Annotated in this window: 12 protein-coding genes and 1 pseudogene; 6 read left to right on the top strand and 7 right to left on the bottom strand. The window is 63.8% G+C overall.

Going from position 1 to position 12,950, the window contains the following annotated elements; genetic code table 11:
- The first annotated feature begins 6 nt into the window (after positions 1-6).
- Together ACTXGA_RS01220 and murI are read left to right on the top strand one after the other, a co-directional pair.
- Positions 7-903, top strand: coding sequence for a lysophospholipid acyltransferase family protein (locus ACTXGA_RS01220; RefSeq protein WP_443391270.1), 897 nt, complete (start codon positions 7-9; stop codon positions 901-903).
- Between the two features lie 37 nt (positions 904-940).
- Positions 941-1,753, top strand: a complete 813-nt coding sequence (gene murI, locus ACTXGA_RS01215) for a glutamate racemase (protein ID WP_443391269.1) — start codon at positions 941-943, stop codon at positions 1,751-1,753.
- A gap of 127 nt (positions 1,754-1,880) precedes the next feature.
- Here the strand turns inward: murI and ACTXGA_RS01210 are convergent, their stop codons facing one another.
- Entirely contained in the window at positions 1,881-2,522 is a 642-nt protein-coding gene (locus ACTXGA_RS01210; protein WP_443391268.1) for a hypothetical protein, read from the bottom strand.
- Positions 2,523-2,527: 5 nt separating this feature from the next.
- Entirely contained in the window at positions 2,528-3,271 is a 744-nt protein-coding gene (locus tag ACTXGA_RS01205; RefSeq protein ID WP_443391267.1) for a hypothetical protein, read from the bottom strand.
- A gap of 238 nt (positions 3,272-3,509) precedes the next feature.
- Here ACTXGA_RS01205 and argC point away from each other — a divergent pair, with 238 nt between their 5' ends.
- A complete protein-coding gene (argC, locus tag ACTXGA_RS01200) occupies positions 3,510-4,538 on the top strand; it encodes an N-acetyl-gamma-glutamyl-phosphate reductase (protein WP_443391265.1) in 1,029 nt (342 codons plus the stop codon).
- Between the two features lie 206 nt (positions 4,539-4,744).
- Positions 4,745-5,194, top strand: a complete 450-nt coding sequence (ccmE, locus tag ACTXGA_RS01195; RefSeq protein ID WP_443391264.1) for a cytochrome c maturation protein CcmE — start codon at positions 4,745-4,747, stop codon at positions 5,192-5,194.
- Here ccmE and ACTXGA_RS01190 read toward each other — a convergent pair.
- The 3 genes from ACTXGA_RS01190 to ACTXGA_RS01180 form a co-directional block, all read right to left on the bottom strand.
- Positions 5,176-6,531 carry an ATP-binding protein gene (locus ACTXGA_RS01190; protein WP_443391263.1) on the bottom strand — a complete coding sequence of 452 codons (1,356 nt, stop codon included), beginning with the start codon at positions 6,529-6,531 and terminating at the stop codon, positions 5,176-5,178. The genes ccmE and ACTXGA_RS01190 overlap by 19 nt on opposite strands.
- Before the next feature lie 191 nt (positions 6,532-6,722).
- Entirely contained in the window at positions 6,723-7,997 is a 1,275-nt protein-coding gene (gene eno / locus ACTXGA_RS01185) for a phosphopyruvate hydratase (protein WP_443391262.1), read from the bottom strand.
- Between the two features lie 137 nt (positions 7,998-8,134).
- Entirely contained in the window at positions 8,135-9,028 is an 894-nt protein-coding gene (locus ACTXGA_RS01180; RefSeq protein ID WP_443391261.1) for a GNAT family N-acetyltransferase, read from the bottom strand.
- A gap of 47 nt (positions 9,029-9,075) precedes the next feature.
- Between ACTXGA_RS01180 and ACTXGA_RS01175 the strand changes: the two genes are divergently transcribed.
- On the top strand, positions 9,076-9,222 hold the full coding sequence (locus ACTXGA_RS01175; RefSeq protein ID WP_443391260.1) for a hypothetical protein: 147 nt from the start codon (positions 9,076-9,078) through the stop codon (positions 9,220-9,222).
- 273 nt (positions 9,223-9,495) lie between these two features.
- Here the strand turns inward: ACTXGA_RS01175 and tyrS are convergent, their stop codons facing one another.
- Positions 9,496-10,758, bottom strand: a complete 1,263-nt coding sequence (tyrS, locus tag ACTXGA_RS01170) for a tyrosine--tRNA ligase (RefSeq protein ID WP_443391259.1) — start codon at positions 10,756-10,758, stop codon at positions 9,496-9,498.
- Between the two features lie 62 nt (positions 10,759-10,820).
- Between tyrS and ACTXGA_RS01165 the strand changes: the two are divergent.
- Positions 10,821-11,909 (top strand): annotated as a pseudogene (locus tag ACTXGA_RS01165) (anhydro-N-acetylmuramic acid kinase); the annotation flags it as partial.
- On the opposite strand, the gene moaA reads toward ACTXGA_RS01165, so the two are convergent.
- Complete coding sequence (gene moaA / locus ACTXGA_RS01160; RefSeq protein ID WP_443391258.1) at positions 11,899-12,906, bottom strand: GTP 3',8-cyclase MoaA; 1,008 nt, start codon at positions 12,904-12,906, stop codon at positions 11,899-11,901. The pseudogene ACTXGA_RS01165 and the gene moaA sit on opposite strands and share 11 nt — an antisense overlap.
- Positions 12,907-12,950: the final 44 nt, after the last annotated feature.

Genomic DNA, 12,950 nt, shown 5'->3' with positions numbered 1-12,950 from the left:
CAGCAGATGCCCAACCGGCGTCACGTCGCCCGTGACATTTCGTACAGTTATTCGGCCAGCACGCGCGGCGGCCGCGCCATGATTCGGCTGATGGAGAACGCCACCGGACGGCTGGGCCTGATCCGCCGTGCCGAAGGGTATGAAACCGAAGTCGCGCAAGGCCGCGACTTTTGGGAAGTCATGGTGGAACGCTATGGCCTTGGGCTCGATGTGATCGGGGGCAGCCTCGACAATCTGCCCAAGGACGGGCCGCTGATCGTCATCGCCAATCACCCCTATGGCATCCTCGACGGGTTGATCATGGGGCACATCCTGTCCGTCGTGCGCGGTGATTTCCGGATTCTGGCCAACAGCGTCTTCCGCAAGGCCGAAGAACTGAACAAGATCATCCTGCCGGTGAACTTTGACGAGACAAAAGAGGCGATGCAGCAGAACATCGCCACCCGCAGGGAGGCGCTGGATTACCTCGGGAGTGGCGGCTGTATCGGCATCTTTCCCGGCGGCACGGTGGCCACCGCGGAAAAACCTTTCGGCAAGCCGATGGACCCGGGCTGGCGCACCTTTACCGCGCGGCTGATTGCGAAATCCAACGCGACCGTGGTGCCGATCTACTTTGACGGCCATACTTCCCGGCTGTTCCAACTGGCCAGCCACCTGCACGTGACCCTGCGCATGGGACTGTTGATCAAGGAATTCCGCAAGCGGGTGGACACGCCGGTGCGTATTGGCATTGGCACGCCCATCGACCGTGCGGAAATCGACGCACGGGCCAAGGACGCGCGGGCGATGATGGATTTCCTGCGCAAAGCGACGTATGACCTGTCTCCGACTCCCCTGACGTCTTATGACTACGGGTTCGAGTTCGAAGAGAGACATAAGGAAAAGCCGAAGGCGCGCCATTGAAAGACGCGCGCCAAGGCCAGAGCGGGGCGCGGGCAACATGGCAGTAGGGGTTTTTGACAGCGGTCTTGGCGGGCTGACGGTGCTGGACGCAGTGTCCAAGCGTCTGCCCGATGTGCCGTTTGTCTATTTCGGCGACAACAAGCACGCGCCTTACGGGGTGCGGGATGCGGATGATGTCTACAACCTGACGACTGCCGCCGTTGAACGGCTGTGGGAGGCGGGCTGTGATCTGGTGATCCTGGCCTGCAACACCGCCTCTGCGGCGGCTTTGCGGCGGATGCAGGAAAGCTGGATCCCGCGTGACAAGCGGGTGCTGGGGGTTTTTGTGCCGCTGATCGAGGCGCTGACCGAACGGCAGTGGGGTGACAACAGCCCCCCGCGTGAGGTCGCGGTGAAACATGTCGCCCTGTTCGCCACACCCGCCACCGTGCGCAGCCGCGCCTTTCAGCGCGAACTGGCCTTTCGCGCCATCGGCGTGGACGTCGAGGCGCAGGCCTGCGGCGGTCTGGTGGATGCCATCGAAGAAGGCGACATGATCCTGGCCGAGGCCCTCGTGCGCAGCCACGTCGACGCGCTGAAGCGCAAGATGCCGGATCCGGAGGCCGCGATCCTTGGCTGCACCCACTACCCCCTGATGCAGGAGGTGTTTCAGGATGCGCTGGGACCAGAGGTGCGGGTCTATTCGCAGGCCGATCTGGTGGCAGAATCGCTGGCCGATTACCTTGGGCGGCATCCGGACATGCTGGGCAAGGGAACGGAAAGCGGTTTTCTGACCACCGGCAACCCGGTCAAGGTTTCGCAGAATGCCACGCAATTCCTGCGCCGAAAGATCACGTTCGAGGCCGCCTGACCCGGGGTGGCATCCATCGCCCCGATTGATGTTTTCGCCTTTTGTGCCTATATATGAGCCACCAGAAGGAGATCAGACCATGTCAATCAACGGACCGCTTCCGCCCATCGTCTGACCCGGCGCCGCCTTACGTGTCGGGCCAGTTGTCCTGACGTGCCGGCAATGCTTCCATGACCGTGTGATGAATGGCCTGCGCCTCTGGCGCGGCCTTCATGGCCCGTGACAGACGCTGATAGTCGGCCTGCACCTTTTCCCCAAGCGACACCAGCGTATCCAGCGCCTGCTTCTTGCGCTCTGAACTGAGCGCGGCAAAGGCATCGCTGGCCAGATGGGCGTAATAGCCGTGGAACAGCTGCGAATTGTCAAAGAACCGGTCGCAGGCCACCATCAATTCGATATCCAGTCGCCGCCGCACGCCGCGATAATCGGCAAAGGTCGGGTCGGGGGCCTCTGGCGGGACAAAGGGGCGGTAGTCGGAGGGACCGGAGTCGATCTGGTCCTTCAGGGCCGTGATCCTCCGGGGATCGATGATGCCCGCAACGCTGCGGTCATCGAAATCCGCGTGGATCAGGATATCGACCAACACCTCTTCCAGGTGGTCCTGCCGGTCCTCACGGTCGCGACGGCGCAGCCGCCAGTCGCCGATGGTTTGCATGAACTGCTTGCCCAGCCAGCCCATCACCCCCACCAGCGAGGTGATCGCCAGCAGGACCAGCGCACCGGCGACGGTCTTGGTGTCCCCATCGAACAGCGATTGCAGCCATGTCACGCGGATCAGCCCCTGCTGTCGGGGCGTTCGCCCACATCACCGGACCACCACGCGCGCTGGATGCCCTGATAGACGGTGATCGTTTCGCCGGGGCGAAAGCCTTCGAGCTGCTCTTCCTTGTAGGCGAGGCTTTCCCCCACGCGCCCGCTTTGTTCTTTCCACGTCAGGCGATAGCGATACCGGTTGTTCACCTTGATATTCGTGCATTTGGTGCCGAGAATCTCGGCCGCTTCGCGCGCGCCATAGCGCCGCGCCCGCACGGCAGCGACGGCCTTGCGGCCGGGAATCCAAATGGCGATCAGGGCGCCGATCCCGAAAATCAGCGCGATCCAGCGGGTCACGGTCGAAGTGCTGCGGTTTTCGCCGCGCGTCAGTTCGGTCGTCCCGGGCTGGCTCTGCAAGTACCAGATCGGGATGCGGTCGCCGATCTCGCGCTTGTGGTATTCGGAACTGCCGACAGAACGGCTGACCACGACAAGATCGCCCTCCAACGTTTCGAACCGCAGGTCGAAGTAATAGGTGATTTCCTCATCGCCGTCGCTGTCCGTCGTCACCTCGCGCCGCTTGTCCACCAGATCGGCGGCGGTCTCGCGGCCTTCTGCATCGAACCGGTTGGCAAGGCTGAGGGTGCTCTGGCTGATAATGGTCAGGACCAGCAGGACCACCAGAAAAATCAAGGTGATCCAGCCGCCCATCCGCCAGAAGAGCCGCCACAGGGGAACCGGTTTGTCGTCTGCAATCGTCGCCATGAGGGCATGATGGCCGGGCAGGGCGCGGCGTTCAAGCGCAACTGCGGGGAATAATCCGTTGATTGCGGGGCGGCGGGCGGCTATAGCGCGTTGCAATAGGAGACAGACATGCACGTTTTCACCGCCCCGCGCCTGCGACGATGAAATCCCTCCGCCGTCCCGTGACGGGCGGTCCTGTCTGCCATCCTCTTTTCCGCGACGCGCTGATATCGCGTGCACGACCATCTCAGGTGACCTCATGACCCATTCCATCGCCATCATCGGCGCCTCCGGTTATACCGGGGCCGAACTCATCCGGCTGATCGCCACGCATCCCTCCTTTGAAATCAAGGCGCTCGCCGCCAATTCCAAGGCGGGACAAAGCATGGCGCAGGTCTTTCCGCATCTGCGCCACCTTGACCTGCCGGATCTGGTGACCTGGGAAGAGATCGACTTTTCCGGCATCGACCTGTGTTTCTGCGCTCTGCCGCACAAAACCTCGCAAGAGGTGATCGCGAAACTGCCCAAGCACCTGAAGATCGTCGATCTGTCCGCCGATTTCCGGCTGCGCGATCCCGAGGCCTACAAGACGTGGTACGGCAACACCCATGCCGCGCTGGAGGTCCAAAAAGAGGCCGTCTATGGCCTGACAGAATTCTACCGTGAAGAGATCAAAGGCGCGCGGGTGGTGGCCGGGACCGGCTGCAATGCGGCGACGGGACAATACATCCTGCGCCCGCTGATCACGGCGGGCGTCATCGACCTCGACGAGATCATCCTCGACCTGCAATGCGGGGTCAGCGGGGCAGGGCGGTCGCTGAAGGAAAACCTGCTGCATGCCGAACTGAGCGAGGGCACCAACGCCTATGCCGTTGGCGGCACGCACCGGCACCTTGGCGAATTCGATCAGGAATTCAGCCTTCTGGCGGGGCGCGAGGTGCAGGTCCAGTTCACACCGCACCTTGGACCGTTCAACCGGGGCATTCTGGCGACCTCTTATCTGAAAGGCGACCCGCAGGCGATCTACGCCGCGCTGCAGGCGGCCTATGCCGATGAGCCCTTTGTCGAGGTTCTGCCCTTTGGCGAAACCCCGTCAACGCATCACGTGCGCGGCTCGAACTTCTGTCATATCGGCATGACCGGCGACCGGCGTCCCGGGCGGGCCATCGTTGTGGCCACACTGGACAACCTGACCAAGGGCAGCTCTGGCCAGGCCCTGCAGAACGCCAACCTGATGCTGGGCGAAGAGGAAACCGCCGGCTTGATGCTGGCACCCTGCTTCCCGTAATCCGGCGGCGCGCGCGGTGCGCGCACAGGTTGGTTTGCGTTCAGGCCACGCAGGCCCTGAGGAGGGCGCGGCCCTCCTCAAACTCCTCCCGAGGTATTCCAAAAACCTAAGACCGGGGGAGGCAGGCGCGGCAAATTGCGCAGGCCCCTCCCCAAGCGGCGGCGCAGTCTCTATATTTTCCCCAACTGCGGCAAACGAGGTGCCATATGGCTCTGAAATCCCTCAAGAAGCAAAGGCGGATCCAGATCATCGCCCTGGCGGCGGTCGCGCTGACCGTGTCGACCGTGCTGATCGGCTATGCGATGAAGGACGGGATCAATTTCTTCCGCTCTCCCAGCCAGGTGATGGCAGAGCCCCCGGCGCCGAACGAGGTGTTCCGGATCGGCGGGCTGGTCGAGGAAGGATCGCTGGTGCGCGGTGACGGAGAGCAGGTGCGCTTTTCAGTGACCGATGGTGGTGCGGTGGTGCCGGTGGTCTATACCGGCGTGCTGCCGGACCTGTTCGAAGAAAATCAGGGCATGGTGGGCACGGGCCGCTATGTGGGCGGTGTTTTCGAGGCGACCGAAATCCTTGCCAAGCACGACGAGACCTACATGCCCAAGGAAGTGGTGGATGCGCTGAAAGAGCAGGGCGTCTATCAGGAACCCGAAAGCTGAGCCGCGCTCAGGTCTTTTTGCGGTTGGTGTGATCTGTCATCCGGCGTGAATTCGCGCAGGTAGATCTGCGCCATGAGCCCGCCACGCGGCGATTTTTCCAGCATCAGACCGCCCCCGGATTGGCGGGCGAACCCGGCCACGGCGGCCAGCCCCAAGCCGGTTCCTTCGGCCGGGCCCTTGGTGGTGTAGAAGGGCTCCGCAAGCAGCGGCAGCGCCTCGGACGGAACGCCGGGGCCGTTATCCTCGATGATCAGCACCACATAGGGCGGCGGCGCGTCGGGCGGCGGGGTGAGCGGCGGCGCAGTCCTGCGCCGTTCGGCGCGGATGTGCACGCGGCCCGCGCCACGGGTCGCATCCTGCGCGTTGAGGCACAGCTGAATGGCGCAGGTTTCCAGCATGTCCCGATCCGCATGGGCCACAAGATACTCTGCGGGCGGCTGCACCTCGATGTCCATCTCCGGCTCGAGCAGATCCCCGAGCAGATCGGCCAGTGCAAAGAGGAAACCTTCCATTTCCAGCGGTTGCGAGGACAGGCGGGTGCGCCCGGTGGAGGCCAGAAGCTGCTGGACCGTAATGGCGGCCCGTTCCGCCGCGGACCGGCAATCCTGCAGCGCGGCCTGGCGCTCCGCCTCGTCGTCCAGTGCATCGTGCAGGTCGAGATTCCCGAGAATCGCCGTCAGCTGATTGTTGAAGTCATGCGCCACGCCCCCGGCGAACTGTCCAAGCGCACGTGCCTTTTGCGAGATGGCGTAACTCTTTTGTGCGTCACGCAGATCGCGCTGGTTTTGCCAGCTCGATATCAAGGAGCCTATGTAGAATCCGGCAACGCCCACGGCGCTGAACAGCACAAGCAACCGATCGGCCAACTGGTCCAGTTGGACCAGCATTGGCACGGCAAGGCCGAGGGTGAGGACCGTGACCCGCAGGCAGTCGGCGATCACCAGTTCGATGACGTAATAGGTCCGCTGCAGCGTGAAAAGCAGCATGCCCGCCAGTCCGCAGCTGGCCGCGAATGCCATGGCTGGCGCACCCGGCGAGGCGATCAGGTAGAGCGGCAGGCTCATGAACGCCAGCCCGGCCACCGTGTAGCTGACCAATGCGGCGCGGTAGCGCAGAACCGGGCTGCCCGGGAAATAGCCGTAGATCAGGGCGGCGGTGCAGACCTCGGCCAGGAAATAGGACAGCGACCAGACCAGAACCAGAGGCCAATCCAGAATCGTGGCAAGAAGGACCGCCCCGGTCGCGACCAGGCCGTACCCGACAAGGGTTTTGCGCCGCGAGCCGTATTCGGCCCGGCGCAATCCGTCCAGTCGTTGGTCTTCGAAGAGCCGTGCCATCCCCGGTTACCGTCGTGTCGATAAGCCGTTTGCCGATGCCCTGGCCTGTTGGTTTATCAAATGTTTCATTGATCGATACGGTTAACGTAAACCAACCCGCGCGTCACCTGCCGATGCACTGTTCTGACCCAAAGAATAGGCCCGCCTCCGGCAGGAGGCGGGCCGTAAAGCCGTTTTACATCAAGGGGTTGTTAGCGCAGGATGCTGCGACCCGCGTAGGTTGCGGTGTCTTCCAGCATCTCTTCGATGCGGATCAGCTGGTTGTACTTCGCCAACCGGTCAGAGCGCGCCAGAGAGCCGGTCTTGATCTGGCCGCAGTTGGTTGCGACCGCCAGATCGGCGATGGTGCTGTCCTCGGTTTCACCCGAACGGTGCGACATCACGTTGGTCATGCGCGCGCGATGCGCCATGTCCACCGCCTGCAGCGTTTCGGTCAGGGTGCCGATCTGGTTGACCTTGACCAGCATCGAGTTCGCGCTGCCGCGTTCGATGCCCATGGCCAGACGCTTGGGGTTGGTGACAAAGAGATCGTCGCCGACCAGCTGGACCTTGTCCCCCAGCGCGTCGGTTAACATCTTCCAGCCGTCCCAGTCATCCTCGGCGCAGCCGTCCTCGATCGAGATGATCGGATATTCGGCGCAGAGCTTGGCAAGGTAGTCGACGTTTTCGGCGGAGGTCAGCGAGAGGCCTTCGCCCTTCATCTCGTACTTGCCGTCCTTGAAATACTCGGTCGAGGCGGCGTCGAGCGCCAGGTACATGTCCTCGCCGGGCTTGTAGCCCGCCTTTTCGATCGACTTCAGGATGAAATCCAGCGCGTCGCGGGTGCCCTTGAGTTCGGGGGCAAAGCCGCCCTCGTCGCCAAGGCCGGTGGACATGCCTGCCGCCGACAGCTCTTTCTTCAGGGTGTGGAACACCTCGGATCCCATGCGGACGGCGTCGCGGATGTTTTCCGCCGCGACCGGCATGATCATGAATTCCTGGATGTCGATCGGGTTGTCGGCGTGTTCGCCGCCGTTGATGATGTTCATCATCGGCACGGGCAGGGTGCGGGCCGAGGTGCCGCCGATGTAACGGAACAGCGGCTGGCCTGTGAAGTCCGCTGCCGCCTTGGCCACGGCCAGCGACACGCCGAGGATGGCATTGGCGCCCAGACGGCCCTTGTTCTCGGTCCCGTCGAGTTCGCACATGGCAAGGTCGATGGCGACCTGTTCGGTGGCGTCAAAGCCAAGGATCGCTTCGGCCAGTTCGCCATTCACGTTAGCCACCGCGTCCAGCACGCCCTTGCCCATGTAGCGGGCCTTGTCGCCGTCGCGCTTTTCCACGGCTTCGTGCACGCCGGTCGAGGCGCCCGAAGGCACGGCGGCGCGGCCCATCGAGCCGTCTTCGAGTGTGACGTCGACCTCGACGGTCGGGTTTCCGCGGCTATCAAGGATTTCGCGGGCGTGAATGTCGATGATGGTGCTCATGGGTCCTGTTCCTCCAGGCTGTCCGTACGGCACTTTCATAACAGGCGCGCGGCGAATGTAAACGCAGCTGATAGCGCTAACGATCCTTTGCCGCAGGGGGGAGGCCCTGACACCCCAGGTTGCGACCTTCCGTAGCGTTACCGCTGCAGGCAGCGCGGCAGATTTCGGGCAAACGGGGCCAGCGCGCCAAGGTGCAGCCATGTGCCGCCCAGTTGGTGCGACAGGGCACCGGTGCCCTGTTTGAAATGGGCAAGTCCGGCGGCATCCTGTGAATTGAGGATCCCGAGGTCGAGGCAATCATGCCCGCGCGCGGCCAGATCCTGCATCGCGCGCCAAAGGATCAGGTTCATGGCCGATGCGTCCCGGCCGGCCTCTGTGCTGACGCCGATCTGCCATGTGGCCATACGGCCATGACGCAGCATCAGCCCGGCGGCGACCGGCGCGTTGTTCTGGCGCGCCTCGTACACAAGGGCCTGACCGGGGTTGGCCGCGGCAAAAGCCAGCGAAAAATCGGGCGGCAGCCCACGATACCGGCGTTGCCGGGCCTGTTCGGCCTCTGCCCGCAGCATCCAGTGATCCGGCTGCAAGGGCCGGACCACCACGTCCAACCCGTTACGTTCGGCGCGGTTCAGCCGGTTTCGCCATTTCTGGTGCATCGCGGCGCGCATGTCGGCCTCGTCGCCCAGCGGCAGCAGTGCGACAGAGGCGGGCGTCATCAGGGGCCAGAAACCGGCGGCGCGCAACGTCTCTGCGGTCACCCCTTCGGCGTTCAGCAACAGGGGCCGCCCATCGTGCCAGCTCTGCCATCGTGCCGTCCAGTCCTGCAGGTCATCGGCCTCTGCCGCCACGGGACCCCGAGAGACCAGATCGATTCGCCCCAAGGGCCCGAAGTGGCGCGACTGGATCTGCCACCACAGCCGCACCCGCCGCCCAGATTCCCTTTTGCACCGGCGCAACGGTCGGCCAAGCGCCTGACAGGCGGCGGCAAATTCTTCGGACTGCGGCAGGGGCAGGCTCAGGGAGTCGCTCATGGGCCATGTTAACGGGATGGAAAGTTGTCATGAGGTTAACTGTGCGCATGACACAGCTTGTCCCGCGCTCCGCGCCCCGAACCCGCGTCGCCACGGCCGCCCGGCCAAGGCCCACCGCCGCAGCGGCCCTGTTGGTTTCGGTGGTCCTGTCGCTGCCGTTCTGGCTGCTCGCGATCGGCGCGGTCCTGTTCTAACTCAGGTCCCGCCCTTTCGCTTAATCATGTCCCAGACCGCATTCATCCCGGTGAGTATGCGTCGGTGGGTTTTCGCACGACGAACTTCGACACCGCTATCGGATCGGCCAGCAGACAGGCCGCTATCTTGGGGGCCAACGGCGACCAATGATAACGGTCGTTGCCCTTCTTGCGGCTGACCGCCAGCCGCGCCGCGCGTTTGTGGTGCGCGGCGGGTTGTGATCTTGCTGGCGTTCACGTCCTGATGGAAAGGGACCGTCAGTTAGCCAATGATTACCCCTTGGCACCGGTCAGGGTGACAAGCGCGTGTCGCTTCTTGCCTGCGGACAGCTTGACCGGCGCGGCAAAGGCACCCGCGTCCAGCATCAGCCCCGCGTCGGTCAGCGGCGCGTCGTCGATCCGGGCACCGTTCTCCGCGATGAGGCGCTTGGCCTCCTTGCCGGATTTCGCCAGCCCGGCCCGCACGATCAATTGCACCACGGAAATGCCGTCGCCGATCTCATCCGCGCTCAGCGCCAGCGTTGGCAGGTCATCGCCCACGCCGCCCTTCTCGAACACCTCGCGCGCCGTCGCTTCTGCCGCTGCCGCAGCCTCTGCCCCGTGGCACAGGGCCGTCACGGCATTGGCCAGCACGATCTTGGCCTCGTTGATCTCGGCTCCCGCCAGCGCGCCATAGCGCTCACATTCCTCGACCGGCAGTTCCGTATACAGCTTCATGAACCGGCCCACGTCCGCATCCGTCGTGTTGCGCCAGAACTGCCAGAACTCGTATGGCGACAGCATGTCGGCGTTCAGCCAGATCGCGCCGCCCTGGCTCTTGCCCATCTTGCGCCCGTCCGAGGTGGTCAAGAGCGGCGAGGTCAGGCCATAGATCTCGCTGTCCAGCACCCGGCGCGTCAGGTCGATGCCGTTGACGATATTGCCCCACTGGTCGGACCCGCCCATCTGCAGCGTACAGCCGTAGCGGCGGAACAACTCCAGAAAGTCATAGGCCTGCAGGATCATGTAGTTGAATTCGAGGAAGGATAGCGATTGCTCACGGTCCAGCCGCGATTTCACTGATTCAAACGACAGCATCCGGTTGACCGAAAAATGCCGCCCAATGTCCCGCAGGAAATCGAGATAGTTCAACTCGTCCAGCCACTCGGCATTGTTCAGCATCAGCGCGTCGGTCGGCGCATCGCCATAGGACAGGTACTTGGCAAAGACCTGCTTCATGCCCTCGATGTTGGCGTCGATCTGCTCCGGTCCCAACAGCGGACGCTCATCCGACCGGAAGGACGGATCGCCCACCTTGGTCGTGCCGCCGCCCATCAGGGTGATCGGCTTGTGCCCGGTCTTCTGCAGCCAGCGCAGCATCATGATGTTCAGCAGGTGACCCACGTGCAGCGACTGCGCCGTGGCGTCATAGCCGATATAGGCGGTCACCACCCCGTTTGACAGCGCGTCGTCCAGCGCCTGGTAATCGGTGCAATCGGCAAGGTAGCCGCGTTGCATCATGACGGCCATGAAATCCGATTTGGGATGGTAGGTCATGTCGGAGCCTCTGTATACTGCGCGCCGCAGGTAATAGCACGGGCAGCGCTGAGGGAAAGCGGATGTTGAAGGGGCAGGCCCTCTGGGCACTGGGGGCCATGTCGGGCACCTCGCTGGATGGCGTGGACGCGGCGATGCTGCACACGGATGGCGAACGTATTCTCGACTTCGGCACCTGCGGGTACCGCGAATACACAAAAGAAGAGCGCGCGGTGCTGCGCGCCGCCCTGGGCCGCTGGCCCGGGGACGATCTGGCGGCGGCGCTGGACGTGGTGCAGGACGCCCACGCCGAACTGCTCGCCGATTTCCCGGGCGCGCAGATCGTGGGCTTTCACGGCCAGACCCTCGCGCATGAACCGAAGGGTCGAGGCACACACCAACTGGGCGACGGCACGGCACTGGCGCAGGCTTTGGGGCGGCCCGTGGTCTGGGATTTCCGCTCGGCCGACGTGGCCCTGGGGGGAGAGGGCGCTCCGCTCGCCCCCTTCTACCACTGGGCCTGCGCCCGCTGGATCGGGGCCAAAAAGCCGCTGTGCTTCCTCAATCTGGGCGGTGTCGGCAACCTCACATGGGTCGACCCGCGCAAGGACAAACCGGAGGCCGACGGTGCGCTGCTGGCCTTCGACACCGGCCCGGCCAATGCGCCGCTCAACGATCTCGTGGCAGAGCGCCTCGGGCTCGACTGTGACCGGGACGGCGCCATCGCCCGCAAGGGCCGGGTTGAGGACGGCGCGCTGGAGCTTTTCCTCGAAGAAACCTATTTCCGCAAGATGCCGCCCAAGTCCTTGGATCGCGACGATTTCTCCCTGATGATGGACCTCGTGCGGGAACTGTCGGACGCGGATGCCGCCGCCACCATGACCGCCATGGCCGCCGCCGCGGTTATGCAGGGGATGGAACATTGCCCAAGCCCGCCGGACCGGGTGCTGGTCACCGGGGGCGGCCGCAAGAACCCGGTGATGATGCGGATGCTGGCGGTGGGTCTGGACTGCCCGGTGCAACCGGTCGAAGAGGTCGGACTCGATGGGGACATGCTCGAAGCGCAGGCCTTCGCCTATCTTGCCGTCCGCGTGGCGCGGGGCCTGCCAACCTCGTCCCCGTCGACAACCGGTGTCGCGACCCCGGTCGGCGGCGGTCAGATCAGCCGCCCGTGTGGCTCATGTGACGGGACACGCGTCCATCGACGGTCTGGCGGGAATAGTCGAAATCATGGCCCTTTGGTTTCAGGGCAATCGCCGCCCGGATGGCATCTTCCAGCGGCCCGTCCTCTTCGGGGTGATTCCGCAGCGCCGCGCGCAGATCGGCATTGTCTTCCTGCCCAAGGCACATGAACAATTCACCAGTGCACGTCAGCCGCACCCGGTTGCAGCTTTCGCAGAAGTTATGCGTGAGCGGTGTGATGAAGCCGATCTTCTGGCCGGTTTCCTCCAGCCGCACGTACCGCGCCGGGCCGCCGGTGCGTTCGGGCAGGTCGGTCAGCGTGTAATGCTCTGCCAGTCGCGTGCGCAGGTCCGACAGTTTCCAGTACTGGTCCAGCCGGTCCTCGTTGCCGATGTCGCCCATCGGCATGACCTCGATCCACGTCAAGTCCATGTCACGGCTCGCGCACCATTCGGTCATGGCGATCAACTCGTCCTCGTTGAAGCCCTTCAGCGCCACGGCGTTGATCTTGACCCGCAGACCGGCCTTTTGCGCCGCATCCAGCCCCCGCATCACCTGCGGCAGACGGCCCCAGCGCGTGATGTCAGCAAATTTCTTCTCGTCCAGCGTATCGAGAGAGACATTCACCCGCCGCACACCGGCGTCGTACAGATCCGCCGAGAACCGCTCTAGCTGCGATCCGTTCGTGGTCAGCGTCAGTTCCTTCAGCGCGCCCGCATCCAGATGTCGGGTCATGCGGCGGAAAAACGTCATGATATCGCGCCGGACCAGCGGCTCACCGCCGGTGATGCGCAGTTTCTCGACACCCAGTCGCACAAAGGTCGAACACATGCGATCCAGTTCTTCGAGCGTCAGAAGCTCCTTCTTGGGCAGAAAGGTCATGTTTTCCGACATGCAGTACACGCAGCGGAAATCGCAGCGGTCGGTGACGGATACCCGCAGGTAGGAGATCGGGCGAAGGAACGGATCGATGAGCGGCTGTGTCATGGGGGTGACACTAGTCCCCGGTCCGGATTTGGGCAAGAGTGACC

The organism is Antarctobacter jejuensis, assembly GCF_052266595.1.
GTDB lineage: Bacteria > Pseudomonadota > Alphaproteobacteria > Rhodobacterales > Rhodobacteraceae > Antarctobacter > Antarctobacter jejuensis.
Note: the sequence above shows the minus strand (reverse complement) of the source record. Positions and strands in the feature narration are given on the sequence as shown.

Excerpts from the sequence above, each read along its gene's own strand:
- ACTXGA_RS01220 (WP_443391270.1), top strand. The coding sequence starts at position 7 with ATGCCCAACCGGCGTCACGTCGCCCGTGACATTTCGTACAGTTATTCG.
- murI (WP_443391269.1), top strand. The coding sequence starts at position 941 with ATGGCAGTAGGGGTTTTTGACAGCGGTCTTGGCGGGCTGACGGTGCTG.
- ACTXGA_RS01205 (WP_443391267.1), bottom strand. The coding sequence starts at position 3,271 with ATGGCGACGATTGCAGACGACAAACCGGTTCCCCTGTGGCGGCTCTTC.
- argC (WP_443391265.1), top strand. The coding sequence starts at position 3,510 with ATGACCCATTCCATCGCCATCATCGGCGCCTCCGGTTATACCGGGGCC.
- ccmE (WP_443391264.1), top strand. The coding sequence starts at position 4,745 with ATGGCTCTGAAATCCCTCAAGAAGCAAAGGCGGATCCAGATCATCGCC.
- ACTXGA_RS01190 (WP_443391263.1), bottom strand. The coding sequence starts at position 6,531 with ATGGCACGGCTCTTCGAAGACCAACGACTGGACGGATTGCGCCGGGCC.
- eno (WP_443391262.1), bottom strand. The coding sequence starts at position 7,997 with ATGAGCACCATCATCGACATTCACGCCCGCGAAATCCTTGATAGCCGC.
- ACTXGA_RS01180 (WP_443391261.1), bottom strand. The coding sequence starts at position 9,028 with ATGAGCGACTCCCTGAGCCTGCCCCTGCCGCAGTCCGAAGAATTTGCC.
- ACTXGA_RS01175 (WP_443391260.1), top strand. The coding sequence starts at position 9,076 with ATGACACAGCTTGTCCCGCGCTCCGCGCCCCGAACCCGCGTCGCCACG.
- tyrS (WP_443391259.1), bottom strand. The coding sequence starts at position 10,758 with ATGACCTACCATCCCAAATCGGATTTCATGGCCGTCATGATGCAACGC.
- moaA (WP_443391258.1), bottom strand. The coding sequence starts at position 12,906 with ATGACACAGCCGCTCATCGATCCGTTCCTTCGCCCGATCTCCTACCTG.